Annotated in this window: 20 protein-coding genes and 1 tRNA gene; 13 read left to right on the forward strand and 8 right to left on the reverse strand. The window is 68.5% G+C overall.

The genetic code is table 11. From position 1 onward, the window contains the following. Positions 1–104 precede the first annotated feature (104 nt). The 6 genes from FJU31_RS11320 to FJU31_RS11345 all read left to right on the forward strand — a co-directional run bounded on the left by FJU31_RS11320 (position 105) and on the right by FJU31_RS11345 (position 3,529). On the forward strand, positions 105–689 hold the full coding sequence (locus FJU31_RS11320) for an LPS-assembly lipoprotein LptE (RefSeq protein WP_150454831.1): 585 nt from the start codon (positions 105–107) through the stop codon (positions 687–689). Positions 690–702: 13 nt separating this feature from the next. Then, positions 703–1,740: a DNA polymerase III subunit delta gene (holA, locus tag FJU31_RS11325; protein WP_150454832.1), complete on the forward strand. Its 1,038-nt coding sequence runs from the start codon at positions 703–705 to the stop codon at positions 1,738–1,740. A 3-nt stretch (positions 1,741–1,743) separates the two neighbouring features. Then, on the forward strand, positions 1,744–2,409 hold the full coding sequence (gene nadD / locus FJU31_RS11330) for a nicotinate-nucleotide adenylyltransferase (protein ID WP_150454833.1): 666 nt from the start codon (positions 1,744–1,746) through the stop codon (positions 2,407–2,409). Positions 2,410–2,479: 70 nt separating this feature from the next. Beyond that, a complete protein-coding gene (gene rsfS, locus FJU31_RS11335; RefSeq protein ID WP_108769533.1) occupies positions 2,480–2,893 on the forward strand; it encodes a ribosome silencing factor in 414 nt (137 codons plus the stop codon). A 66-nt stretch (positions 2,894–2,959) separates the two neighbouring features. Further along, positions 2,960–3,430 (forward strand): 23S rRNA (pseudouridine(1915)-N(3))-methyltransferase RlmH, encoded by a 471-nt coding sequence (rlmH, locus tag FJU31_RS11340; RefSeq protein ID WP_150454834.1) that lies wholly within the window; start codon positions 2,960–2,962, stop codon positions 3,428–3,430. 22 nt (positions 3,431–3,452) lie between these two features. Continuing rightward, a tRNA-Asn gene (locus FJU31_RS11345) sits at positions 3,453–3,529 on the forward strand. A gap of 138 nt (positions 3,530–3,667) precedes the next feature. On the opposite strand, the gene arcD is transcribed toward FJU31_RS11345, so the two are convergent. After that, complete coding sequence (gene arcD, locus FJU31_RS11350) at positions 3,668–5,089, reverse strand: arginine-ornithine antiporter (RefSeq protein WP_150454835.1); 1,422 nt, start codon at positions 5,087–5,089, stop codon at positions 3,668–3,670. Between the two features lie 154 nt (positions 5,090–5,243). Between arcD and FJU31_RS11355 the strand changes: the two genes are divergently transcribed. After that, the gene (locus tag FJU31_RS11355; RefSeq protein ID WP_150454836.1) at positions 5,244–6,278 is read left to right on the forward strand and encodes a hypothetical protein; all 1,035 of its coding nucleotides are present in this window, start codon (positions 5,244–5,246) and stop codon (positions 6,276–6,278) included. A 98-nt stretch (positions 6,279–6,376) separates the two neighbouring features. Here the strand turns inward: FJU31_RS11355 and FJU31_RS11360 are convergent, their stop codons facing one another. The 3 genes from FJU31_RS11360 to FJU31_RS11370 all read right to left on the reverse strand — a co-directional run bounded on the left by FJU31_RS11360 (position 6,377) and on the right by FJU31_RS11370 (position 11,347). Beyond that, positions 6,377–9,166 (reverse strand): TonB-dependent receptor, encoded by a 2,790-nt coding sequence (locus FJU31_RS11360; RefSeq protein ID WP_150454837.1) that lies wholly within the window; start codon positions 9,164–9,166, stop codon positions 6,377–6,379. 221 nt (positions 9,167–9,387) lie between these two features. After that, positions 9,388–10,047, reverse strand: coding sequence for an energy transducer TonB (locus tag FJU31_RS11365; protein ID WP_150454838.1), 660 nt, complete (start codon positions 10,045–10,047; stop codon positions 9,388–9,390). 562 nt (positions 10,048–10,609) lie between these two features. Then, positions 10,610–11,347 carry an SIMPL domain-containing protein gene (locus FJU31_RS11370; RefSeq protein WP_150454839.1) on the reverse strand — a complete coding sequence of 246 codons (738 nt, stop codon included), beginning with the start codon at positions 11,345–11,347 and terminating at the stop codon, positions 10,610–10,612. Positions 11,348–11,477: 130 nt separating this feature from the next. On the opposite strand from FJU31_RS11370, the gene FJU31_RS11375 reads away from it, so the two are divergent. The 4 genes from FJU31_RS11375 (at position 11,478) to tldD (ending at position 18,988) form a co-directional block, all read left to right on the forward strand. Further along, positions 11,478–12,086, forward strand: a complete 609-nt coding sequence (locus FJU31_RS11375) for a Maf family nucleotide pyrophosphatase (protein ID WP_150454840.1) — start codon at positions 11,478–11,480, stop codon at positions 12,084–12,086. Beyond that, the gene (gene rng, locus FJU31_RS11380) at positions 12,079–13,566 is read left to right on the forward strand and encodes a ribonuclease G (protein WP_116864711.1); all 1,488 of its coding nucleotides are present in this window, start codon (positions 12,079–12,081) and stop codon (positions 13,564–13,566) included. Before FJU31_RS11375 ends, rng begins: the two co-directional genes overlap by 8 nt. 30 nt (positions 13,567–13,596) lie before the next feature. Next, a complete protein-coding gene (locus FJU31_RS11385) occupies positions 13,597–17,478 on the forward strand; it encodes a YhdP family protein (RefSeq protein ID WP_150454841.1) in 3,882 nt (1,293 codons plus the stop codon). A 64-nt stretch (positions 17,479–17,542) separates the two neighbouring features. Continuing rightward, entirely contained in the window at positions 17,543–18,988 is a 1,446-nt protein-coding gene (tldD, locus tag FJU31_RS11390; protein WP_150454842.1) for a metalloprotease TldD, read from the forward strand. 41 nt (positions 18,989–19,029) lie between these two features. On the opposite strand, the gene yjgA is transcribed toward tldD, so the two are convergent. Continuing rightward, positions 19,030–19,617, reverse strand: coding sequence for a ribosome biogenesis factor YjgA (yjgA, locus tag FJU31_RS11395; RefSeq protein ID WP_150454843.1), 588 nt, complete (start codon positions 19,615–19,617; stop codon positions 19,030–19,032). A gap of 68 nt (positions 19,618–19,685) precedes the next feature. On the opposite strand from yjgA, the gene pmbA reads away from it, so the two are divergent. Continuing rightward, positions 19,686–21,053, forward strand: a complete 1,368-nt coding sequence (gene pmbA / locus FJU31_RS11400; protein WP_150454844.1) for a metalloprotease PmbA — start codon at positions 19,686–19,688, stop codon at positions 21,051–21,053. Positions 21,054–21,140: 87 nt separating this feature from the next. Beyond that, a complete protein-coding gene (locus tag FJU31_RS11405) occupies positions 21,141–21,503 on the forward strand; it encodes a DUF4870 domain-containing protein (protein ID WP_150454845.1) in 363 nt (120 codons plus the stop codon). Positions 21,504–21,602: 99 nt separating this feature from the next. On the opposite strand, the gene FJU31_RS11410 is transcribed toward FJU31_RS11405, so the two are convergent. From FJU31_RS11410 to tilS, 3 genes are read right to left on the reverse strand one after another with little or no spacing between them, the layout of a single operon-like run. Continuing rightward, a complete protein-coding gene (locus FJU31_RS11410) occupies positions 21,603–22,481 on the reverse strand; it encodes a polyprenyl synthetase family protein (protein ID WP_150454846.1) in 879 nt (292 codons plus the stop codon). Continuing rightward, entirely contained in the window at positions 22,471–22,731 is a 261-nt protein-coding gene (locus tag FJU31_RS11415; protein ID WP_006381978.1) for an exodeoxyribonuclease VII small subunit, read from the reverse strand. Before FJU31_RS11415 ends, FJU31_RS11410 begins: the two co-directional genes overlap by 11 nt. A 36-nt stretch (positions 22,732–22,767) precedes the next feature. Continuing rightward, on the reverse strand, positions 22,768–24,054 hold the full coding sequence (gene tilS, locus FJU31_RS11420) for a tRNA lysidine(34) synthetase TilS (protein WP_246161308.1): 1,287 nt from the start codon (positions 24,052–24,054) through the stop codon (positions 22,768–22,770). Positions 24,055–24,264 lie beyond the last annotated feature (210 nt).

Raw genomic sequence — 24,264 nt, forward strand, 5'->3', positions numbered from 1 at the left:
GCCGGTGCGTTGTCGCCACGGCCATCGGCCGATGGCCCTGCGTTCACGCGTCCTCGGGCAGGCTGTCTGTTGCCGTGATCGCCCGGCTCCGCCAGACTGTTCCCATGACTCGAATTCTGCTTGCCCTCGTCCTTGCCCTCGGCCTTGCCGGCTGTGGCTTCCACCTGCGCAACAAGTTGATGCTGCCGACCGACACCGCGCCGGTGAAGGTGGTGTCCACCGCGCCCTACAGCGAGCTGGTCAAGCTGTTGAACCGCAGCCTGCTGGCATCCGGTGCGAAGCTGGCCGACGATGACAGCAAGGACCCGGCAGCACAGCTGCAGGTGCTGTCCGAGCGCTGGGGCGACCTGCCCATCGCCATCGATGCACAGGGCCGTGCGCAGGAATACAGCCTGCGCTACGCGGTCATCTTCATCTTCCGCCGCGAGGATGGCAGCGAGCTGGTGCCGCAGCAGGTGATCGAACTGTCGCGCGACTACGTGTCGCCGCCGACCGACGCCACCGGTACCACCACCGAACGCGAGATCCTGGCCGACGAACTGCGCCGGGAAATGTCCGCCTCGATCATCCGACGCATCGACAGCGTGGTGCGTGCCGAGCTGGAACGCGGTGGCAGCCTGGCCGCGCCAAAGCCGGCCGTGACCACCGATGGCGAACCGGCGACGACGCCGGCGCCGGTCAAGCCCTGAGCTGCCGCCCACGATGGAACTGCGACCGGAGCAGCTGGCCAGCCAGGGCGGTGACACCGCGCTGGCGCCGGTATACCTGATCGCCGGCCCGGAAACCCTGCGCGTGCTTGAAGCCGCCGATGCGGTGCGCGCACGCGCCCGTGCCCGCGGCGTCGACGAACGTGAGGTGTTCGACGCCGACGGCCGCGACTTCGACTGGAACCAGCTCGACGCCAGCTTCAACGCGCCCAGCCTGTTCAGTGCGCGGCGCCTGGTGGAAGTGCGCCTGCCCAGCGGCAAGCCGGGCAAGGACGGTGCCGAGGTCATCAGCCGGTTCTGCGCCGACCCGGCGCCGGACGTGGTGCTGCTGATCACCGCCAACGAATGGAGCAAGGCCCACCAGGGCAAGTGGGCCGAGGCGGTCAACCGCGTCGGCGTGCTGTCGGTGGCTTGGGCGATCAAGCCGCACGAACTGCCGGACTGGATCGAGCGCCGCCTGCGCAGCAAGGGCCTGCGTGCCGACGGTGCCGCGGTGCAGCGTCTGGCCGAGCGCGTGGAAGGCAACCTGCTGGCTGCCGCACAGGAAATCGACAAGCTGGCCCTGCTGGCCGACGGCCAGCCGCTGGACGTGGAAAGGATGGAGTCGCTGGTGGCCGATGCCGCCCGCTACGACGTGTTCCGCCTGGTCGAAGCGACCTTCTCGGGCCAGCCGCAGGCGGTGCTGCGCATGCTGGCCGGCCTGCGTGGCGAAGGCGAGGCCGTGGCCGCGCTGATGCCGATCGTGATCCGCGAACTGCTGGCCGGTGCCGGCCTGGCGCGGGTGCAGGCCCGTGGCGGCAACGTCGCCGCTGAAATGAAATCGCGCGGCATCTGGGAATCGCGGCAGGCGCCGTACAAGCGCGCGCTGCAGCGGCATCCGGAAGGCAAGCGCTGGGAGCGCTTCGTGGCCGAGGCGGGGCTGGTCGACCGGATCGCCAAGGGGCGTGCCGACGGTGACGCCTGGCTGGCGCTGGAGCGCCTGCTGGTGGCGGTGTCCGAGGCCCGTGCCGTGCGCCTGCTCGCGCGCGCCTGAGTGATGAGCCTGCGGGTCTATTACGGGGGCACCTTCGATCCGGTGCACCTGGGCCATCTGGCCATCGCGCGCGCCGCACGCGACGAACTGCAGGTGGCCGTGCGCATGTTGCCGGCCGCCGACCCGCCGCACCGCGCCGCCCCGGGAGCCACCGCCGAACAGCGCTGCCGGATGCTGTCGCTGGCCATCGGCGACGAGCCGGGCCTGCTGCTCGACCGGCGCGAGCTGGACCGGGCCGCGCGCAACCCCGGCCAGCCGTCCTATACGGTCGACACCCTGCGCGAGCTGCGCGCCGAGCTGGGCCCGAGCCGGCCGCTGGCCTGGCTGGTCGGTGCCGACAGCCTGCTGGCCCTGCCGGCCTGGCACGAATGGCAGGCGCTGTTCGGCCTGGCCCACATCATCGTGGCCGAGCGGCCGGGCAGCCCGTTGCGTGATGCCGTGGCCGGCGAGCTCGGCCAGGCGCTGGAGGGGCGCTGGGCCGACAACGAGCAGTCGCTGTTCGCCAGCCCGGCCGGGCGCGTGCTGCGCCTGCACCAGCCCCTGCGAAGCGAGTCGGCCAGTGCCGTACGCACCCAGATCGCCGCGGCCGGGCCCTGGCGGGCGATGCTGCCGCCGGCGGTGGCCGACTACGTGGCCGGCCATCGCCTGTACCACCCCGGCACACCCTGAATACCTGCGTGAATGGCGCAAGCGCGCCATGCCCGTATAATCGCCCCCACGTTTATCGAGTCGATCCACTTTGAGCAACCAGACCCAGCCCCAGACCATCAAGGTCGATCTGCCCAGCCCGCCGCCTTCCGTGCCGCAATTGCTGGCCAGCGTCCGCCAAGCCACCGAAGACCTGAAAGCCAAGGACCTGGTCGAGATCGACGTGCGCGGCCGGTCAAGCGTTGCCGATTACATGATCGTCGTTTCGGGCACCTCGACCCGCCACGTCAAGTCGATCGCCGACGAAGTCGTGCGCTTCGCCAAGAACATCGACGTGATGCCGCTGGGCGTGGAAGGCGAGCGCGAAGCCGAGTGGGTGCTGGTCGACCTGGGCGACATCATCGTCCACGTCATGCTGCCGCGCGTGCGTGAGTTCTACGCCCTCGAGCGACTGTGGACCGTCGGCGACCAGCCGCCGCCCAGCGACGACGACGAAGTGGCCTGAGCCACGGCGTTGCTGTACCCCTTCGACGGCGCCGATGGCGCCGTCGACGTTTTGGAGACTGCGTAGATGAAAGCCCGCCTGATCGCCACCGGTGAACGCGCACCCAGCTGGGTCGCGCAGGGCTTCGCCGAATACCAGAAGCGGCTGTCGCACTGGCTGCCGTTCGAACTGGTGGAAATCGAACCGGGCCTGCGTGGCAAGGGCCGCGATGCGCGACGCGCCACCGAGGACGAAGGCAGGCGGGTGATCACTGCGTTGCCGAAGAATGCCTACGTGGTGGCGCTGGACGTGCCGGGCCGCCAGCTCAGTTCGGAACAGCTCGCGCAGCGCCTGGAGCATTGGCGCGGGCAGGGCAGGGACCTGGCGTTCCTGATCGGTGGCCCGGAAGGGCACTCGCCGGAAGTGTCCGCGCTGGCCGATGAGAAGTGGTCGATCGGACCGCTGACGCTGCCGCACATGCTGGTGCGGCTGGTGGTGGCCGAGCAGCTGTATCGGGCCGCCGCAATGATTGCCAATCACCCCTACCATCGCGCGTGAAGAGTGGTTATACTAATCGTCTGCCCGAATAGCTCAGCCGGTTAGAGCACTTGACTGTTAATCAGGGGGTCGTTGGTTCGAGTCCAACTTCGGGCGCCACCTTTGAAAACCCACATCGCAAGATGCGGGTTTTTTTGCATCGAGCTTCTGTAGAGCCGAGCCCATGCTCGGCTCCGGCAGAACGGCAGCCGAGCATGGGCTCGGCTCTACAAAAGAGCAGTCGAGCAAGGCTCGACGCTACAGTTTCAGGTTGCCGCTGCAGACCGCCGCCAGCGTGGCGACCGCCACGGCCAGGATCGTGCCGAACAGCACCCACTCCCAGCGCGTGAACACCGGCTGCCCATGCTGGCGCCGGGTGAGCGCGAACAGCGCCACGCCGGGCACATACAGCAGCACCGACAGCAGCAGGTTGTCGAGGCCGCCGGCGTATACCAGCCACAACGCGTAGGTGCTGGCCAGCAGGGCCACGCCGAAATCACGCCAGCGCACGGCCGGCTGTCCCGCATAGGCCACGCCGCGCCAGGCAAGCTGCACGCCGAATGCCGCCGACAGGAAGTAGGGCACCAGGCTCATCGATGCAGCAAGCAGCACAAGGCTGGTGTAGCTGCCCGAATTGAACAGCACCAGCAGCAGGAACAGCTGGATCAGGCCATTGCTCAGCCACAGCGCATTGGCCGGCACGCCGCGCGCGTTCTCACGGCCGAGGAAGGCGGGCATGGTGCCATCGCCGGCGGCGGCATACAGCACTTCGGCGCACAGCAGCACCCAGGCCAGCAGCGCGCCCAGTACTGAAATGATCGAGCCGATGATGATTACCGACGCCCCCCATTCGCCGACAATGGCGCGCAGCACGTAGGCCATGGAAGGGTTGGGCAGCGCAGCCAGCTGCGGCTGCGAAAGCACGCCCATGGACAGCAGGCTGACCAGTACCAGCAGCAGCCAGACGCCGACAAAACCAATGACCGTGGCCCGGCCGACATCGGCGCGGCGCGCGGCACGCCGTGAATAGATGCTTGCGCCTTCGATGCCGATGAATACCCACACGGTGACCAGCATCATGCCGCGCAGCTGCGTGCCAAGGTCGCCCAGCGCGGGTGCACCGAAGAAATCCGCCGTGAACATGTCCATGCGGAACGCGCCTGCGGCCAGCACCAGGAACAGCGCGATGGGCACCAGCTTGGCCACGGTCACCAGGCTGTTCACCAGCGCGGCCGTGCGCAGGCCACGCAGCACCAGCAGGTGCACGGTCCACAACAGGACCGAGGACGCCGCCACGGCGGCAACGGTGTTGCCCTCGCCGAATACCGGCAGGAAATGGCCCACGCCGCTGAAGATCAGCACGAAGAAGCTGGCGTTGCCCAGCACCGAGGCCACCCAGTAGCCCCACGCCGCGGAAAAGCCGATGTAGTTGCCGAAGCCCACGCGGGCGTAAGCGTAGATGCCGGTATCCAGGTCCGGGCGGCGATTGGCCAGCGCCTGGAACACGAAGGCCAGCATCAGCATGCCGGCACCACTGAGCACCCAGCCGATGAGGACGGCGGCTGGCCCGGCGCTGCGGGCCACGTTCTGCGGCAGCGAGAAAATGCCAGCGCCCACCATCGAGCCGACCACCAGGGCGGTCAGCGCGGCCAGGCCAAGACGTTGGTTGGAGGTGGGCATCCGCTGGGGTTCCTGCGCTGGCAACGGGCTCATGAGCCCAAAAGGCAAAGCATCCTTTGAGGTTCACATTTCAGGTGCTCGTTGATTCAATCCATCTCTTTGTGTGAGACGGGGATCTGGCAGGCTGGAACCTCCCCAACGAGTCCTCTGAATGATGAAATCGCGGGCCTACCTTACACTGGACGGAAACGAGTACGTCACGGCGCAGGCCGTGGGGAACCGTCGCAACAAGGACTACGGGGGGGAACCGACCGGGGACCGCTACTTCTCGACACATCGCGTGGGTCATCGTCGTCCGGTCACGCATGTCATGAAGGGGTCCTCTTGGTACTTTGCGTATATTGATGGTCAGAAGGGAGGGGCGGCCACGGACGGTGAATCCCTTCAGCACCTTCTTTTCAAAGAGGCATTCCGCCGGTTGACTCACGTCCGGCTCTCGCTTTCAGTTCCCAGCAAGAAGGGACCTCGCCCCTGGTGCGAATCGAAGATATCCATTACCCGGGTGGAGCAGGAGTGGAGAGTTCCGGGCCGGGGGGACTATCGAGCAGATCTTTACGTCGAGTTCGCCAGCGAAGATGCGTTGGGTTTGAAGTGGGAAGGTAACTTTCTTCTTGAGGTCAGACGGTCGCACGCGGTGGACGCTGCAAAACAGGATGGTCTCCGACATCTGGGGATTGCGGTGATCGAGGTGGATATCGGAAGGGTGCCGATTTACTGCTATCCCCACCCAGAAGATGAGACCAGTGATCTGAAGGAGGCGCGGTATCTCGATGGGATCAAGCGCTTGCTGGAAAGTGAGCGTGGTTTTCTGCAGGCAATAGTTCTCAGCAATCCGAGTAGCAAAGCCTTCCTAGAGTTGCAGTTGCGTAAATATCAGGAGAACCTGCAGATACTAAAAAAGCAGAGCGGCCAGCGGCAGTCGGAACTGGACGAAGTGACCGCGCGCTGCGTTGGAATGGAGCAAGGGTTGAGCCGGATGGCTGCCCAATTGAGGCAAAACGAGGAGCTGCTCGTCGGAGCACAGCAGGCCGCTGTCGATCTGAAAAAGAAACTTGCGTCCCAGCAGGGGGCGCTGCAGGTTGCGCAAGATTCTGTGCAGTCCGAAGTCCTCGACCGACGTTTTTACCAGATTTGCTGCTGGAGTTTGGTCGTCGCCCTGTTGATTCTGGTGTGCTGGATAGTCTGGTGAGCGGGGGCGCCCGACATGCCTGAGCCTGCGGCGAAAATCATTTAAAAAAGCAAAGGCCCGGGCAGATGCCCGGGCCTTTGCAGGTGACGCGCCTTCGATCAGTTGAAGGTGTACTTGGCGCCGACGGTGAAGTAACGGCCAATCGCGCCGCTGAAGTGCAGCGGGTTGTAGTTGACCGCACCGTAGGTGCTGGGGTCGAGCGGAGCGATGCGGTCGAACACGTTCTGCACCGAGGCATTCAGTTCGAAGGCTTCGGTGATGTTCCAGCGGCCGGACAGGTCGAAGGTGGTGAAGGAAGAGATCTTCTCCACCGGCGAACCGTCTTCGTAGAACGCCAGGTAGTCGCCACCGCGGCGGTCCTTGTTGTCCATGCTGTCGATGTAGTTCACCACACCGCTGACGCTCCACGGACCCTGCTTCCAGGTGGTGCCGAAGTTGATCTTGTCCTGCGGCGTACCGATGCAGTTGGTCACGTCGCAGTTGCCGTGGGTGCCAACGTAATCGACGGTGGTGTCACCCTCGGTACGTTCGAACTTCAGGATGTGGCTCCACTGCAGGTCCATTTCCAGCTGGCCGGCGCCGAAGTCGAAGGTCTGGCGCACGTCGGTGTCGATACCGCGGACACGCGAGGAGTTGGCGTTCACGTACGCGGTGTTGACCGCCAGGATCGTGCCGCTGTTGGCCACGCCACCGATGTTGTTGGAATCACGCAGGACGTTGCCGGCGGCGATTGCATCGGCGGTGCTGCCCTGTGCGATTTCGTTGGTGCGCTTGATTTCCCAGGCGTCGACGGTCAGCGAGGTGGTGGAGGTCGGCTGCAGCACGATACCCACCGAGTAGCTCTTGGACTCTTCCGGCTTCAGGTCCTGGTTCGGGCGGGTGATGATCGCCACCGAGCGCGCGGTGCACTCGTTGGCCGGATCGATGGCGCAGCGCACCGGATCGCGGGCGTTGGAGAAGGCGGCCAGGCCACCATCACCGTTCTCGGCCGGGTTCGGCGCGCGGAAGCCTTCGGCGTAGCTGGCGCGCAGGGCGATCCAGTCGGCCGGGGTCCACTTCACGCCCAGCTTCGGCGTGGCCTTGCCTTCACCGCTCTCGTACTTGTCGTAACGCACGGCGCCCGACAGTTCCAACGATTCCAGCACCGGTGCGGACAGTTCGGCGTAGCCGGCGTACACGTTCTGGGTGCCGTCATAGGCCGAGTAGCCCAGGCCGATGATCTGGCCGACGTCGGTGAAGGTCTGCGGGGTCAGGCTGTTGCTGGTCTTGCGCCACTCGGTACCGAAGGCCAGGCCCAGCGGGCCGCCCTTCAGGTCCATCAGGCTGCGCGAGATGGTGAAGTCGAACATGTCCAGGCTGGACTTGGCGCGGGCGCTGATGGTCGGGCTGATCGCGTCGTAGACCGACTGCGGGGTCAGCGAGGCGTTATCACCGATGCGCCAGGTGCCGTACGGACAGGCCGGGTTGCCCAGCACGCAGCGCACGGCGTCATAGTTCAGGAAGCCGGTGCGCTTGTTGACCAGGTCGGTGCCCGAGTGCAGGTAGGCGGTGTCGTAGCTCCACTCACCCCAGTTGCCCTTGACGCCCACCAGGAAGCGGTTGAACTCGTTGGTGTTGTTGGTCACGCGCGGGCCCACGTCCCAGGCGCTGTAGCGCAGGCGCGCAGCGTAGGGCAGCGGATTGTCCGGGTGGCCGGCGTAGAGCATGGTCGCACCGGCGCCGCTGTTGGCGTTGACCGGGCCGCCCGGGTAACCCCAGCCGCCGGACACGCCCGACGGCGTATTGCTGAAGATGGTTTCCTTCTTCGAGTAGCCGATCTCGGTGTAGACCTCGCCGCCTTCACCGAAGGCGAAGCTGGCACGACCGAACACGTTGACGTACTTCTCTTCCGGAGTCAGGTCACGGTACTGCTGTGCCGGATCCCACAGGCAGCCCTGTGCCTGGGCGGTGGCATCGGTCTGGCCCGGAATCGTGGTCACGCCCGCGCAACCCGGCAGGGCGACCAGCCGGCCGGCGGTGTTGAACACCGAACCGTTCGGGCCGGTGCCGCCGGCAGTGCCGCCGGACAGGAAGGCGCCACCGAGGAACTGCGCGTCAGCGGCGTCGTAGCCCCAGCGACGGATATCGCCGGTACCGATCCACTTGCGGTTCTTGCGGTCGCTGATCTGGATGCGGTCGGTCTTGCCGACGTCCAGGCTGAAGAACGCGTTCCAGCCGTCGCTGGCGAGGTCGCCGGTACCGGCGGTCAGGGTGGCCTTCTTGGCATCACCGTCGCCATCGCCGGACACGCCGTACGAACCGCGCAGGATCGCGCCCTGGAAGTCGCTGCGCAGGATGATGTTGACCACGCCGGCGATCGCGTCGGAACCGTAGATGGCCGAGGCGCCGTCCTTCAGCACTTCCACGCGCTCGACGGCGTCGAGCGGGATGGTGCTGAGGTCGGTGAACACCTTCTGGCCGTCATCGGCCAGGCCGTAGGTCGCCATGCGGCGGCCGTTCAACAGCACCAGCGTCGAACCGGCACCGAGGCCGCGCAGCGAAATGCCCGCGCCGCCACCGGCGAAGCCGTTGCCGAAGGTCTTGGGAATGGAGCCGGCGCCATCGGCGGTGAGCGTCTGCAGGTACTCGGCGACCGTGGTCTTGCCGGTGCGGTCGATTTCCTGGCGGGTCACCACCTGCACCGGAGACGGGGTCTCGGTGTTGGTGCGCGGAATGTTCGAACCGGTGACCGTGATGCGGTCAAGGTTGGTGGCCTGTTCCTGTGCGAAAGCAGTGGAGGAGACCGCGGCGCCGGCCAGCAGCAGGGTGCCGCCAGCGAGGATATGGGTGATGGACGATGCCAGGTGGTGTTGGCGGCGGCTGGCGGGCCGTTGGATCGGGTGTTTCACAGCTTCTCTCCTGACTGGAAAACTCGAGCATTGAGGACGTCATCCGGTTTGTACCGGGACGTATCAATCTAGGTTTCTGGCAGGTGACGGCGCAGTGAAGATTTACTGAATTCGTAACGATTTTTCGACCGAAGCGAAATGTTCTGGCGCGAACGGCTCTTGACGGGTGGGGTAAGCGCGGACCATGGCGGCCCGGCATTGCGCCGGGCCGCCTGCGGGCCTCAGTCGGGCAGGGAGAACTGCACGGGCACCATGCCGATGGCCGGCACGGCCACGCCGTCACGCTCGGCCGGCACGAACCGCCATTGGCGCAGCACCTGCTGGCGGGCGGCCTGGTCCAGGCTGCGCGAGCCGCTGCTGCGCTCGATGCTGACGTTCACCGGCTTGCCGCTGGTATCCACCTCGACCCGCAGCAGGACGGTGCCCTGTTCGTGGTTGCGCAGGGCCTGGACCGGGTAGGCCGGCGGCGGGGCGCTGCGGTACTGCAGCTGCACCCCGGCCATCGGCGTGGACGGCGCCAGGCTTGGTGCCGCCTGCACGGGGGCCGGTTCGGCTGCGGGCAGGATGATGCCCTGGGCCTCCTCCAGCGTAGCGGTCGGGGCCGGCAGCGGCGGGATCACGGTCGGCGCGGCCTGCGGCTTGGGCACGACCTTGGCGACTTCCGGCTTCGGCTCCACCGGCAACGGCTCCGGCGGCTTCGGCTGTTCCTTGGGAATCAACCTGACCTCGGTGGTGTCGCGGGGGAGGGCGGTGATGGCCTGGTAGGTTGCCGGTATCAGCAGCAACAGGAAGGCCAGCAGGTGCAGGGCGATGGCCGCGCTCCAGGCGGCGACGCGGGCGGGATCGAACTGCAGCGGTACAACGGGATACGTACGAACCATGGTCCACCTCCATGCCAGTGACGAAGTCCTCAACGCACCAGGGCCGCCATCGGGGTTGCCGCACGCGGCTGGCAGTCAATCTTTAGCGCCGCCCCCCGGCCACTGCCTAGAGGCAGGGGCGACGCCGTTGGGCTGGCCTTCATGAACGCGTAGCGCCGGGCCATGCCCGGCGGAAATGCATGCCGCTGCGCTCGCGGGGCATGGCCCCGCGCTACCGGTTGGTCGGCCATTGCGGGTAGCGCCGGGCCATGCCCGGCGGAAATGCACGCCGCTGCGCTCGCGGGGCGTGGCCCCGCGCTACCGGTTGGTCGGCCATTGCGGGTAGCGCCGGGCCATGCCCGGCGGAAATGCATGCCGCTGCGCTCGCGGGGCATGGCCCCGCGCTACCGGTTGGTCGGCCATTGCGGGTAGCGCCGGGCCATGCCCGGCGGAAATGCATGCCGCTGCGCTCGCGGGGCATGGCCCCGCGCTACCGGCTCGTCGGCCATTGCGGGTAGCGCCGGGCCATGCCCGGCGGAAATGCATGCCGCTGCGCTCGCGGGGCGTGGCCCCGCGCTACCCGTCAGCGGCCCAGTTCGAACACCACGTCAAGGTTCACCGACACGGTCGATTCGCCCGGCGCCACCGGGGTCGCATTGTCCATCGCCGCACCGGCGGCCATGGCCCGCATCATCGGCATCGGGCGGAAGCCGCCATTGCTGTTCTCTGAGATGCTGACGATGCGGCGCACCTGCAGGCCCAGCGACTTCGCATAGGTCTGGGCGCGGGCCTGGGCCTTCTTCAGCGCGGCCAGGCGGGCTTCGTCATAGACCGGCTCGGGCTGGTCGATCTCGAACTGCGGGCCGTTGATCTGGTTGGCGCCCTGCGCGGCCAGGGCGTCGAGCACCTTGCCCAGCTTGGCGATGTCGCGCACCTTCAGGCTGACGGTGTTGCTGGCCTGGTAGCCGGTGATCTTCGGCGCCTCGTTGTCGGCGTAACGGTACTGCGGGTTGAGGCTGACGCCGCTGGTCTGCACGTCGCGTTCGGCAATGCCGGCAGCCTTGACAGCGGCCAGCACCTTGTCCATCTGCTGGGCGTTCTCGCGCATGGCGCTGTTGCCGTCTGCGGCCTGCGTGACCACGCCGGCCGACAGGGTGGCCACGTCCGGCACGCGGGTGGCTTCGGCATTCGCCGAGATGTTCAGCAGGGTGCCTTCGGCCTGGGCGGCGATCGACGGCGACGACGGGGCGGCGTGGGCGGTCATCGAGGCTCCAAGAGCGAGGGACAGGGCAAGCAGCAGCGGGGTGGCGGTGCGGCGCATGGGATCTCCTTGTTATGGCGGTGAGGGTGGTGTCGTAGCGATGAACGCGTTGTGAGTCCGTTCGGGGTTCGACGCGCATCGGGCGGGGTTGCCGACGATTCAGGCAGTGCCCTCAGGTTATGCTGTGCCGATGCTCTATCTTGCTTCCCGCTCCCCCCGACGCAACCAGCTGCTGGCCCGACTCGGACGCCCCTTCCAGGCCCTCGACCTGGAGGTGCCCGAGGTGCGTGCGGCTGCCGAAACCGCCGAAGCCTATGTATGCCGGGTCGCGGCCGACAAAGCGCGCGCCGGCCTCGCCGCGGTGCTGGCCACGGACCCGCAGGCGCGGGTGCTGGGCTCGGACACCGAGGTCGTGCTGGACGGCGAGGTGTTCGGCAAGCCGGCCGATGCGGCCGACGCGCGGGCGATGCTGGCGCGGCTGGCCGGGCGCACCCACCAGGTGATGACCGCCGTGGTGGTGGTGGGCGCTGGCGGGCTGGACAGGGAGCTGGTCGTGTCCGAGGTCACCTTCGCCCCGATCAGCGCGGCGGATATCGCCGCCTACGTGGCCACCGGCGAGCCGCTGGACAAGGCCGGCGCCTACGCCATCCAGGGCGGGGCCGAGCGCTGGATCGAACACCTTTCCGGCAGCTACTCCGGCGTGATGGGGTTGCCGCTGCTTCATACCGATCGTCTGCTGGCGCGCTGCGGCGTGCCGGCCCCAATTGCCGATGCCGCCAGGGAGGCTGCCGATGTCTGAGGAAATCCTGGTCAATGTGACCCCGCGCGAGACCCGGGTCGCTGTGATCGAAAACGGCATGCTGCAGGAGCTGCACATCGAACGCGGCTGGCGCCGTGGCGTGGTCGGCAACATCTACAAGGGCAAGGTGCAGCGGGTGATGCCCGGCATGCAGGCGGCCTTCGTCGAGGTCGGCCTGGAGCGCGCGGCGTTCCTGCATGCCAACGACGTGATCCGGCCGGCCCCGGTGGCCAGCGCCGACACCGAGAACACCACCCTGCCGCCGCCGTCCAGCGTGCCCATCGTCGAGCTGCTGCGCGACGGCCAGGACATCGTGGTGCAGGTGGTGAAGGACCCGATCGGCACCAAGGGCGCGCGCCTGACCACGCAGATCAGCATTCCCTCGCGCTACATGGTGCTGCTGCCGCAGTCCAAGGTGGTGGGCGTGTCGGCGCGCATCGAGGATGAAGGCGAGCGCGCACGGCTGAAGGCACTGGTGACCGAGCTGTCGGCCCAGCACGGTGGCTACGGCTATATCGTGCGTACCAATGCCGAAGGCCAGCCGGCCGAAGCCATCGCCGAGGACGTGGCCTACCTGTCGCGCGTCTGGAACGTGGTCGAGCGCCGCGGCCGCGAAGCCCCCTCGTGCAGCAACATCTATGAAGACCTGAGCCTGCCGCTGCGTTCGGTGCGCGACCTGATCCGCAAGGACGTGGACAAGGTGAAGGTCGATTCGAAGGAGACCTTCGCCCAGCTGCAGGCCTTCGTGGCCAAGTACATGCCGGTGCTGGCCGAGAAGCTGGAGCTGTATTCGGGTGACCGGCCGATCTTCGACATGTTCGGCGTGGAGGACGAGATCGGCCGCGCGCTGGACAAGCAGGTGCCGCTGAAGTCCGGTGGCTACCTGGTCATCGACCAGACCGAGGCGATGACCACCATCGACGTGAACACCGGTTCGTTCGTCGGCCAGCGAAACCTGGAAGAAACCGTGTTCCGCACCAACCTGGAGGCCGCGCAGGCGGTGGCCAGGCAGCTGCGGCTGCGCAACCTGGGCGGCATCATCATCATCGATTTCATCGACATGGATGATCCCGAGCACCGCCGCCAGGTGCTGCGCACGCTGGAGAAGGCCCTGGCCCGCGACCACGCCAAGACCACGGTGTACGACTTCTCGCCGCTGGGCCTGGTCGAGATGACCCGCAAGCGCACGGTGGAAAGCCTGGAGCGGCAGCTGTCGGAAACCTGCCCGCAGTGCAGCGGGCGTGGCTCGATCAAGACCACCGAGACGGTGACCTACGAAATCTTCCGCGAGATCACCCGCGCCGTTCGCCAGTTCGAGGCGGCGCGCCTGCTGGTGATCGCGTCGACCAAGGTGGTGGCGCGCATCACCGACGAGGAATCGGCGGCGGTGGCCGAGCTGGAGGAATTCCTCGGCAAGAGCATCCGCTTCCAGGCCGATGAGCAGTACCTGCAGGAGCAGTTCGATGTCGTTCTGCTCTGAGCCGCGCGGACCGGGCGCCGGTCGGGGCCGATGAGCGCGCCGCCGCGCCTGCGACTGCGAAGGATCCGCCGTCATTTCGTTGCTGCCTGCGCGGTGGGTCTGGTCGTGCTTGCGCTGCTGGTGGGTACGCTCAGCCAGCTGCTGCCGCTGGCCGAGCGCCACCCCGAGGCGATCGCTGCGTGGCTGAGTGAGCGCGCCGGGCAACCGGTGCGTTTTGAACAACTGGACACCGAATGGACCCGGCGCGGCCCGCTGCTGCAGCTCAAGGGCCTGCGCATCGGCGCGGGGCAGGGCCTGGCCATCGGCGAGGCCGAGGTGCTGGTTTCGATGTACAGCGGCCTGCTGCCGGGCCGGTCGCTGACCGAGCTGCGCCTGCGCGGGCTGGCCCTGGACCTGCATCAGGGCAGTGACGGCCGCTGGTCGGTGCGGGGCCTGCCGCAGTCCAGCAGCGGTGATCCGCTGGAGGCGCTGCGCCGGCTGGGCGAACTGCAGGTGATCGGCGGCCGCCTCGGCGTGCATGCGCCCGGCCTGGGCGTGGATGCCACGCTGCCGCGCATCGACCTGCGCCTGCGCGTGGATGGCGACCGCCTGCGGGTAGGCGTGCGCGCCTGGGCACAGACCGACGCGCTGCCGCTGACCGCGGTGCTGGACCTGGACCGCCGCCACGGCAACGGCCAAGCCTGGCTGGGCGCGGATCCGGTCGACTTCAAAGCCTGGTCGCCGTTGCTGGCGGCCGGCGGCCTGCGCCTGCGCGAAGGCAAGGGCGAACTCAACCTGTGGCTGGTCCTGCGCGATTTCGCGCCGGTGGCCCTGACCACCGATTCGGACCTGCGCGAGGTGCGCGTCGACGGCGCGCCGCTGCAGGGCGCGCCGCTACAGAGCATGACCACGCCCGGCCTGCAGCTGCAACGCGTGCAGGCGCGCCTGCGCTGGCAGCGCCAGGGCGATGGCTGGGCGCTGCAGGTGCCGCGCCTGCGCCTGGGCAGTGGTGCGGACCAACAACGGCTGGATGGCCTGCAGGTGCAGGTGGGCAAGCAGCTGCGGATCAGCAGCGGGCCGGTGCAGGCCGGGACCGCGCTGCGCGCGCTGGCCCTGAGCGACCGCCTCGAACCGGGCCTGCGCCGCTGGCTGTACCTGTCCAAGCCGCAGCTGGATGTGCAGTCGCTGCAGCTGCAGGGCGAGCGCGACGGCCCGTTGTGGGCGCAGGGCGAACTGCAGGCGCTGGGCTTTGCCAGCGTCGGCGATGCCCCCGGCGTGCGTGGCCTGGGCGGCCGTTTCGAAGGCGATGCCGATGGCTTCAGCCTGCAGCTGAAGCCCCAGCAGGAGCTGCAGTTCGATTGGCCGACCGGTTTCGGCGAGCGCCACGACCTGCATCTGGCCGGGCAGATCGTCGGCTGGCGCGACGGAGCCGGTGGCTGGCGCATCGGCACCCCGGCGATGCGCGTGGAAGGCACCAACTATGCCGCCGATGTGCGTGGCAGCCTATGGTTCCAGGGCGATGGCACGCGCCCGTGGCTGCAGCTGGCCGCCAAGCTGGACAACGTGCCGATGACCGCCGCCAAGCGGTTCTGGATCCATTCGAAGATGAGCAAGGGCGCCACCGACTGGCTGGATGCCGCGCTGGTGGGTGGCCAGGTGCGCGGCGGCATCGGCCTGGTCAGCGGCGATCTGGACGATTGGCCGTTCGACAACAACGATGGCCGCTTCGAGGCCACCGGCCACATCAGCAACGGCGACATCCGCTTCCAGCACGACTGGCCGCTGATGGGCCAGGTCGACGCCGATATCGCCTTCATCGGCCCCGGTTTCCACATGCAGGGCCGCGGTGACCTGGCCGGTGTGGCGGTGCAGAAGTTCGAGGCCGGCATCGAAGATTTCGGCCACGCGCCGCTGTACGTGCGTGCCGACAGCCAGAGCGAGGCGGGGCGCCTGCTGGCGATGCTGCGGCAGAGCGGCCTGCACAAGGACTACGGCGACACCCTCGACAACCTGGTCGCCAGCGGCCCGGCCAACGTGCACTTCGACCTGCTGCAGCCGCTGCACCACGATGAAGGCCGTGGGCACCTTCAGGGCACGGTGGACCTGGCCGGTGTGAAGCTGGTGGACAAGCGCTTCGATCTGGAATTCGACGCCATGCAGGGCCAGGCCCGCTACGGCAGCGGTGGCTTTGCCGCCGAGGAGCTGGCCGTGCGTCACCTTGGCCAGGACGGCCGCCTGAGCCTGCGTGCCGGTGGCTATGTGCGCAACCCGGCGCTGGCCTTTGAATCGGAACTGGCGGCACACCTGGATGCCAAGGTGCTGATCGACCGCGCGCCGGAAATGGCCTGGCTGAAACCCTATCTGGAGGGCACCTCGGCCTGGACCGTCGCCGTCAACGTGCCCAAGGTGGCGCCCGGTGCGCCGGCCCCGCCCAGCGAGCTGCGCCTGCATTCGGACCTGGTGGGCACCCGTCTGGACCTGCCGGCGCCGCTGGACAAGCCGGCCGCCGATGCGCTGGCGACCACCGTGTCGGCACAGCTGCCGATGGGCGATGGCCGCATCGACGTGGCGTTCGGCCAGCGCCTGGCCCTGGCCGCGCGCACCCACAACAGCCAGACCGGCGTGCAGGTCACGATGGGCAGCGACCGCGTTGACCGCGACCCGCCGCCCAGCGGGCTGGCCATCAACGGCCGCAGCCCGACCCTGGATGCGCTGGAATGGATCGGCCTGGCCCGTGGCGCAGGTGGCGATGGCGATCCCATGCCGCTGCGCGCGGTGGACGTGCAGGTCGGCAGGCTGATGCTGATCGGCGGCATCTTTGAACAGACGCGGCTGCAGCTGCGGCCGGGCGCGCAGGCGCTGGACGTGCGCCTGGACGGCCCTTCGCTGGCCGGCCACCTGAGCGTGCCCAATGCCGACGGCGGCACCATCAGCGGCCAGCTCGACCGCGTGCACTGGCAGTCACCGCCGGCGGCGCCAGGCGCTGACACCGCCGTGGCCGCGACGCGCCCGCAGACCGGTGCCGATGACATCGATCCTGCCAAGCTGCCGCCGTTCGCCCTGGACATCGCCGACCTGAAGTTCGGCAAGGTGATGCTGGGCCAGGCGGTGCTGCGCACGCGCCCGCTGGGCAATGGCCTGAGCGTGGACGAGCTGCGCTTCCGTGCCCCGGAGCAGGAGATCGATATCACCGGCCGCTGGCTGGGCAAGGGCGCCGGCGCGCGCACCGAGCTTACCGCCAAGGTGCGCAGCGAAGACCTGGGCGGTCTGATGCAGAACCTCGACTACGCCGGCCAGCTGCGCGGCGGCTCCGGCCAGGCGCAGCTGCAGGCGGCCTGGGCCGGTGGGCCATCGGATTTCCAGCTGGGCAACCTGCAGGGCACGCTCGACATCGATGCGCGCAACGGCCAGCTGCTGGAACTGGACCCCGGCGCGGGCCGCGTGCTCGGCCTGCTCAGCGTGGCCCAGCTGCCGCGTCGCCTGATGTTTGATTTCCGCGATTTCTTCTCCAAGGGCTTCGCCTTCAACCACATCGAAGGCGGCATGCAGTTCGGCGACGGCATGGCGCGCACCGACAAGGTGCTGATCGAAGGCCCGGCGGCCAACATCACCATCCGTGGCCAGACCGACCTGCGCCAGCAGCAGTTTGACCAGACCATCGACGTCAACCCGCGCGCGGGCAACCTGCTGACCGTGGTGGGCGCGGTGGCCGGCGGGCCGGTGGGCGCGGCGCTGGGTGCGGCCACCAATGCGGTATTGTCCAAGCCACTCGGCGAGATCGGCGCCCGTACCTACAGAGTGACCGGCCCCTGGAAGGAGCCGAAGGTGGAGGTGATCGAGCGCAGCCGTGACCGTACCCCGGCCCCGCCGCGCGCGCCTGCACCAACCCCGTCCGTGCCGCCGACCGTCACCGACCCGCCGCGCCCGCGTTGAGCGTCGCGGCCCCTGTTCATCCGGCGGCCTTGCCTGGCCGCCTCCAGACCCCCAGATCGAGACCATGACTGATAACGCACTGACGCTTGCCCAGGACCGCCTGCTGCGCCCCGGCGGCCTGGATACCGCCGGCCTGGAGCGCACCTTCGGCCAGCTGCTCGGCCCCGGCGTGGACTTCGGCGACCTGTATTTCCAGCATGCTCGGCGCGAAAGTTGGAGCGTGGAAGACGGCATCGTCAAGGACGGCGCCCATTCCATCGAGCAGGGCGTGGGCGTGCGCGCCATCGCCGGCGAGAAGACCGGTTTCGCCTATTCCGATGACATCCATGCCGACGCGCTGCTGACCGCAGCGCAGTCGGCCCGCGCGATCTCGCGCGAAGGCGGCGCCCAGGCAGGGCGCTCGCTGCTGCGCGGCAACGCGCGCGCGCTGTACCCGACCCTGGACCCGATCGACAGCTTGGGCAACGAGGCCAAGGTCGAGGTGCTCAAGCGCCTGGATGGCTACCTGCGTGCCGCCGACCCGCGGGTGAAGCAGGTGATGGTGAGCCTGTCCGGTGGCGTCGACACCGTGCTGGTGGCCCGCACCGACGGCGTGCTGGGCGCCGACGTGCGGCCGCTGGTGCGCCTGAACGTGCAGGTGATCGTCGAGCAGAGCGGCCGCCGTGAATCGGGCTATGCCGGCGGCGGTGGCCGCTATGGCTATGCCGAACTGTTCGCCGATGGCCGTCCCGAGGCCTTCGCCCGCGAGGCCCTGCGCCAGGCGCTGGTGAATCTGGAAGCTGTACCGGCCCCGGCTGGCGTGATGCCGGTGGTGCTGGGCCCGGGCTGGCCCGGCGTGCTGCTGCATGAAGCCGTGGGCCACGGCCTGGAAGGTGACTTCAACCGCAAGGGCACCAGCGTCTACGCCGGTCGCATCGGCGAACGCGTGGCCGCCCCGGGTGTGACCATCGTCGATGACGGCACCCTGGACGGGCGCCGCGGTTCGCTCAACATCGATGACGAGGGCCACCCGAGCCAGTGCACCACGCTGATCGAGGACGGTATCCTGGTCGGCTACATGCAGGACAGCCTCAATGCCCGCCTGATGGGCGTGGCGCCGACCGGCAACGGCCGGCGCGAGTCGTTCGCGCACCTGACCATGCCGCGCATGACCAACACCTACATGCGCGCCGGCGAGCACGATCCGCAGGACATGATCCGCTCGGTGAAGAAGGGTCTGTATGCGGTCAACTTCGGTGGCGGCCAGGTCGACATCACCAGCGGCAAGTACGTGTTCTCGGCCACCGAGGCCTACCTGATCGAGGATGGCCGGATCACCGCGCCGGTGAAAGGCGCGACCCTCATCGGCAACGGCCCGGAAACCATGCAGAAGGTGCGCATGGTCGGCAACGATCTGGCCCTGGACGAGGGCGTCGGCATCTGCGGCAAGGATGGCCAGAGCGTACCGGTGGGCGTGGGCCAGCCGTCGCTGCTGATCGAAGGCATCACCGTCGGCGGTACCCAGGCCTGAGCCGGACGATGGCCAACGCCACCGCCCGGGCCGGCGGGGACTCAGTCCTCGTCGGCTTCGTCGGTCTCGACGTCGTCGGCCTCATCGGCCGCGGCCTTCAGGCCCAGCGCCGCCGGCAGCATCAGCGTGCGCAGCACCTGGAAGATCTCGCGGTAGGCGCGCGGCGGCTTGTTCCTGGCCTTTTCGGCCTGGGCGTTGCGCACCAGCGTACGCAGCTGCTGGCGGTCGGCCTGCGGGTACTCGTCGAGCAGGGCGCCCAGCGCCTTGTCGCCGTCGGCCAGCAGGCGCTCGCGCCAGTCCTCGGCGCGGTGCATCATCGCCACTTCGCGGCGGCCGGTTTCGCTGTTGGCGTCCAGCGCATCGCGGATCGCGTCCAGCGTGGCGTCTTCCTCGCGGCGCATGTGCTTGGCCAGGAACGCCAGCTGCCGCTTGTGGGCGATGTGGGCGGTGATCCGCTTGCACTCGGCGATATGCGGCAGCAGGTCTTCCGGCACCGGCAGGCGCGCCAGCTGGGCCGGGGTCAGCGACACCAGCTTCTCGCCCAAGGCCAGGACATCGAGCGCGTCGCGCCGGTTCTGGCTGCGGCTCTTGTCGTGGAATTCACCGGTTTCTTCGTCGCGTCCGCGCATCGTCCATACCTGATTTCAAAAAAAGTCGCCCGGCGTGATGCCGGGCCCAACCCGCACAGGATAAAGCATTGAACGTGATCGCCCCTGAAGTGGCCGTCGGCGACGACAGCCCGGCCCGTCTGGAACGCCTGGCCGACCTTTCCCAGCAGCTGCTGGAGCGCGCCCGCGCGCTGGGCGCCAGCCAGGCCGAAGTGAGCTGCAGCGAAGACCGCGGGATGGAAGTGAACGTCCGTCTCGGCGAGGTCGAGACCGTGCAGTCCACCCGCGACCGCGGCATCGCCGTGACGGTATATTTCGGCCAGCGCAAGGGCAGTGCCAGTACCGCCGACCTGAACGAGGCGAGCCTGGCGGCCACCGTCGAGCAGGCCTGCGCGATCGCCCGCCACACAGAGGACGACCCGGCTGCCGGCCTGGCCGATGCGGCGCTGATGGCCCGCGACTTCCCCGACCTGGACAGCTGGCACCCCTGGGCACTGCAGGCCGATGAGGCGGTGGACCTGGCCCTGGCCTGCGAAGCGGCCGGCCGCGAGGCCGACCCGAGGATCAGCAATTCCGACGGCGCCTCGGTGTCGAGCATGCAGAGCGTGTCGGTCTACGCCAATTCGCACGGTTTCATCGGCCGCGAGCGCGGCACGCACCATTCGGTCGGCTGCGCCCTGATCGCCGGCAGCGGCGATGGCATGCAGCGCGACGGCTGGTACACCGGCGGCCTGGCCCGCGAGGACCTGGAGGCGGCCGACCACGTGGGCCGCCGCGCCGCCGAGCGCACCGTCTCCCGCCTGCAGCCGCGTTCGTTGCCGACCGGCAGCATGCCGGTGCTGTTCGCTCCGGAAGTGGCGCGCAGCCTGGTCGGCCACCTGCTGTCGGCGGTGTCCGGCGGTGCCCTGTACCGCCAGGCCAGCTTCCTGCTGGACAGCGTCGGCCAGCAGCTGTTCCCGGACTGGATGCAGATCGAGGAGCTGCCGCACCTGCGCCGCGGCCTGCGCTCGGCCGCCTTCGACGGCGATGGCGTGGCCACCCGCGCCTCGGCCCTGGTCCGTGACGGCGTGCTGCAGCGCTACGTGCTGGGCAGCTATTCGGCGCGCAAGCTGGGCCTGCAGACCACCGCCAACGCCGGCGGCGTGCACAACCTGCAGCTGGCAGCCAACGCCGGTTCGCTGCAGGACATCGCCCGGCAGATGGGCCAGGGCCTGCTGGTGACCGAGCTGATGGGGCAGGGCGTGAACGGGGTGACCGGCGATTATTCGCGGGGCGCCGGGGGCTTCAAGGTCGAGAACGGCGAGATCCAGTACCCGGTCGACGGCATCACCATCGCCGGCAACCTGCGGGAGATGTTTGCCGCCATCGAAGCGGTCGGCAGCGACGTCGACCCGCGCTCGCACATCCGTACCGGTTCGATCCTGGTCGGGCGGATGACCATCGCCGGTAATGATTGATGCCATTGATGGCGTAAGCTATGCGCGCCTGACGCGACCGGCCTGCCGCCGATCGGTCAAGACCACCCAAAAAAAAGGAGTTTTGTCGTGAGCGATTTCGAAAACGTGCCGGCCGCCTCGAGCGTGCCGAGCGATCAGCGCACCATGGCGCTGGCGGCGCACCTGCTGGGCATCTTCACCGGTTTCATCGGTGCCCTGATCATCTGGCTCATCAACAAGGATGACGCCGGCAAGGGTTTTGTCACCGACCAGTCCAAGGAAGCGCTGAACTTCCAGATCACCGTCGCCATTGCGGTGCTGGTCTGCGTCGTGCTCAGCTTCGTCATCATCGGTGCCCTCCTGATGCCGATCGTGTACGTGGCCAACCTGGTCCTGTGCATCATCGCTGCGGTGAAGTCCAACAACGGCGAAACCTACCGTTACCCGTTCACCCTGCGCCTGATCAAATAAGCGGCAACGATCAACGACGCAGAAAGAAGCGCCCGGCAATGCCGGGCGTTTCCATTTGGGACGCGTACGGTAGCGCCGGGCCACGCCCGGCGAGCGCGATCAGTGATTCCGTTCCACCGCCAGAGTCGCCAGCGCACGCAGTGCGTCGGCCTCTTCGCCATGGCCGGCCAGCACCGACTGCATGCGCGCCGCCAGCTCACGCAGGTGCGCCTTGGCACCGTCCATGCCCAGCAGAGCCGGGAAAGTGCTCTTGTCCTGCGCCTGGTCCTTGCCGGCGGTCTTGCCCAGCTGCTCGGAACTGGCTTCGACATCGAGGATGTCATCGCGTACCTGGAACGCCAGGCCGAGCGCATCGGCGAAGTCATCCAGCTGGGCCAGCCGTGCCTCGGGGGCGTGGCCGCACAGCGCGCCCATGCGCACCGCCGCGCGGATCAGCGCACCGGTCTTCAGCGCATGCATGCGGGTGAGCGCGGCCAGCGACTGCTGCTGGCCGGTGGCATTGATGTCCAGCGCCTGACCACCGCACATGCCGGACGCGCCGGAGGCGTGGGCCAGGGTCTGCAGGCAGGCCACGCGCAGGCTGGCCGGCAGCGGCGCATCGGCCAGCAGGCCGAACGCGCGGGTCTGCAGGGCATCGCCGGCGAGGATCGCGGTGGCTTCATCGAAGGCGATATGGGTGGTGGGCTTGCCGCGGCGCAGGGCGTCGTCGTCCATCGCCGGCAGGTCGTCATGCACCAGCGAATAGGCGTGGATCATCTCCACCGCCATCGCGGCCGCATCGAGCTGGTCCAGCGGTGCGCCGAACAGCTGGCCACTGGCATACACCAGCAGCGGGCGCATGCGCTTGCCACCGCCCAGCACCGAATAGCGCATCGCCTGGTGCAGGCGTTGCGGCGCATCGGCCGGCGAGGGCAGGGCGGCGTCGAGCTGGCTTTCGATACGGTCGCGCCAGCGGGCGAACTGCGCTTCAGCCGTCATGGCTGGGCGGGTCGAAGGGTTCTGCGGTTTCGGGCTGGGCCGGATCGCTGAGCAGGCGCACGCGAAGTTCGGCCTGTTCCAGCGCCTGTTGGCACTGGCGGTACAGACCGACGCCGCGTTCGTAAGCACTGAGCGAAGCTTCCAGGCTCAGCTCGCCGGTTTCCATCTGCTCCACCAGCTGTTCCAGCGATTCGAGCGACTGCTCGAACTGGGCAACGGGGGAGGCGTTTTCGGGGGACTTCTTGGCCATGCGACAAGTGTGGACGGCTGCCGCGCAGGGGTCAATTCACCAGCCGCCGGGGCGCCACTGCAACTGCGCATCGCGGTCCTGCAGCCACGCCTGCAGCGGCGCGGAAACGACCACGTCGGCCGCGGCCAGCAGTTGCCCGCCGTCGAACAGCAGCGGCAGCTGCGCGCGCCGCCAGGGCGCCAGGTGCTCGCGCTGCAGGCAGTCCTTCAACGCGTGTGAATGAGCGCGCCCGGGCAGCAGGATGCGTTCGCCACCCTGCCGCGCACGCACCTGCAGGGGGCGATCGAAGGCCGCGTCGCCGAGCAGGCGCAGCTGTCCGCCATCGGGCAGCGCCAGCGGTGCACGGCCATCCCACGCGGCCTGCCAGTTCGCGGGCAGGGCGGGCAGGTATGCCGGCAGCAGGTAGGCGTGGCCACGCCATTGCTGGATGGCGTGATCCTGCCAGCGCACCTGCGCCTGCCGATCGCTGGAGGCTTCCAGCAGTTCCAGCTGTAGTTGCCGCAGCACCGTGGCCGGCAGCGGTGCGGCGCCATGCGCGCGCACCCAGGCACGCAGCACACGCGCACCGCGCGCGGGCGACACCTGGCGCAGCAGTTCCAGCGACAGCACGCGGGGCGCCACTTCCAGGTGGGCGATCAGTTCGGCATCTTCCTCGTCCAGCAAGGCGCGGGTCTGCGCGCAATGGTCGGCGCTGCCGGCCAATGCCGCGGCCGCGTGCGGCCAGCGCTGGCGCAGCAGTGGCATGACGTGCAGGCGCAGGAAATTGCGGTCGGCGTCGTCGCGCGCGTTGCTGGGATCCTCGATCCAGTGCAGGGCATGCGCCTGCGCATAGTTGCGCAGCGCGTCGCGTGCGGTGTGCAGCAGCGGCCGCCACAGGCGGTGGCCGTGCAGGGTGCTGTCGACGGCCATTGCCACCAGGCCATCGATGCCGGAGCTGCGCAGGGCGCGCAGCAGGAAGGTTTCGGCCTGGTCATCCTGGTGCTGGGCCAGTGCCAGCGTTTCGCCGTCGCGCAGTTCGGCGGCGAAGGCCGCGCGCCGCGCCTGGCGTGCCGCTGCTTCCAGGCCGAAGCCGGCAGCGGTGTCGACCTGCACGCGATGCACGGCGAGTTCGATGCCCAGTGCATCGCATTGCTGCTGGCCGTGCGCTACCCAGGCATCGGCGCTGGCCTGCAGGCCGTGGTGCACGTGCACGGCGCGCAGCGATGTGCCGCTGGCGTGGGCGCAGCGCTGCAGCCAGTGCAGCAGCACGGTCGAGTCCAGGCCGCCGCTGTAGGCGACGAGCAGCGGGGTTTCCAGCGCGACCAGAGTGGGAAAGGTACTCACGGCGGGAAGTATACGGGGGGTGTCTGGCAGGGCTGCGCCCTGCACCCGCCGAGGCCGAAGCGACAGCAACAGCAAAAGCCTGCATTCCGTGGGATGGCGGGGTGGGTCCGGTTGAGGGGGACGCCGTAAATACGTCCATGTAGGCTCGGTCGCCGCATCCATGCGGCTCACGCCCCCTCAACCGGACCCACCCCGCCTTCGACAGTTTCC

The sequence above is a fragment of the Stenotrophomonas cyclobalanopsidis genome, from assembly GCF_008710035.1.
GTDB lineage: Bacteria > Pseudomonadota > Gammaproteobacteria > Xanthomonadales > Xanthomonadaceae > Stenotrophomonas > Stenotrophomonas cyclobalanopsidis.

What these genes read in the sequence shown, in the direction of transcription:
- FJU31_RS11320 (WP_150454831.1), top strand. Translation starts at nt 105, where the DNA reads ATGACTCGAATTCTGCTTGCCCTCGTCCTTGCCCTCGGCCTTGCCGGC.
- holA (WP_150454832.1), top strand. Translation starts at nt 703, where the DNA reads ATGGAACTGCGACCGGAGCAGCTGGCCAGCCAGGGCGGTGACACCGCG.
- nadD (WP_150454833.1), top strand. Translation starts at nt 1,744, where the DNA reads ATGAGCCTGCGGGTCTATTACGGGGGCACCTTCGATCCGGTGCACCTG.
- rlmH (WP_150454834.1), top strand. Translation starts at nt 2,960, where the DNA reads ATGAAAGCCCGCCTGATCGCCACCGGTGAACGCGCACCCAGCTGGGTC.
- arcD (WP_150454835.1), bottom strand. Translation starts at nt 5,089, where the DNA reads ATGCCCACCTCCAACCAACGTCTTGGCCTGGCCGCGCTGACCGCCCTG.
- FJU31_RS11355 (WP_150454836.1), top strand. Translation starts at nt 5,244, where the DNA reads ATGAAATCGCGGGCCTACCTTACACTGGACGGAAACGAGTACGTCACG.
- FJU31_RS11365 (WP_150454838.1), bottom strand. Translation starts at nt 10,047, where the DNA reads ATGGTTCGTACGTATCCCGTTGTACCGCTGCAGTTCGATCCCGCCCGC.
- FJU31_RS11370 (WP_150454839.1), bottom strand. Translation starts at nt 11,347, where the DNA reads ATGCGCCGCACCGCCACCCCGCTGCTGCTTGCCCTGTCCCTCGCTCTT.
- FJU31_RS11375 (WP_150454840.1), top strand. Translation starts at nt 11,478, where the DNA reads ATGCTCTATCTTGCTTCCCGCTCCCCCCGACGCAACCAGCTGCTGGCC.
- rng (WP_116864711.1), top strand. Translation starts at nt 12,079, where the DNA reads ATGTCTGAGGAAATCCTGGTCAATGTGACCCCGCGCGAGACCCGGGTC.
- FJU31_RS11385 (WP_150454841.1), top strand. Translation starts at nt 13,597, where the DNA reads ATGAGCGCGCCGCCGCGCCTGCGACTGCGAAGGATCCGCCGTCATTTC.
- tldD (WP_150454842.1), top strand. Translation starts at nt 17,543, where the DNA reads ATGACTGATAACGCACTGACGCTTGCCCAGGACCGCCTGCTGCGCCCC.
- yjgA (WP_150454843.1), bottom strand. Translation starts at nt 19,617, where the DNA reads ATGCGCGGACGCGACGAAGAAACCGGTGAATTCCACGACAAGAGCCGC.
- FJU31_RS11410 (WP_150454846.1), bottom strand. Translation starts at nt 22,481, where the DNA reads ATGACGGCTGAAGCGCAGTTCGCCCGCTGGCGCGACCGTATCGAAAGC.
- FJU31_RS11415 (WP_006381978.1), bottom strand. Translation starts at nt 22,731, where the DNA reads ATGGCCAAGAAGTCCCCCGAAAACGCCTCCCCCGTTGCCCAGTTCGAG.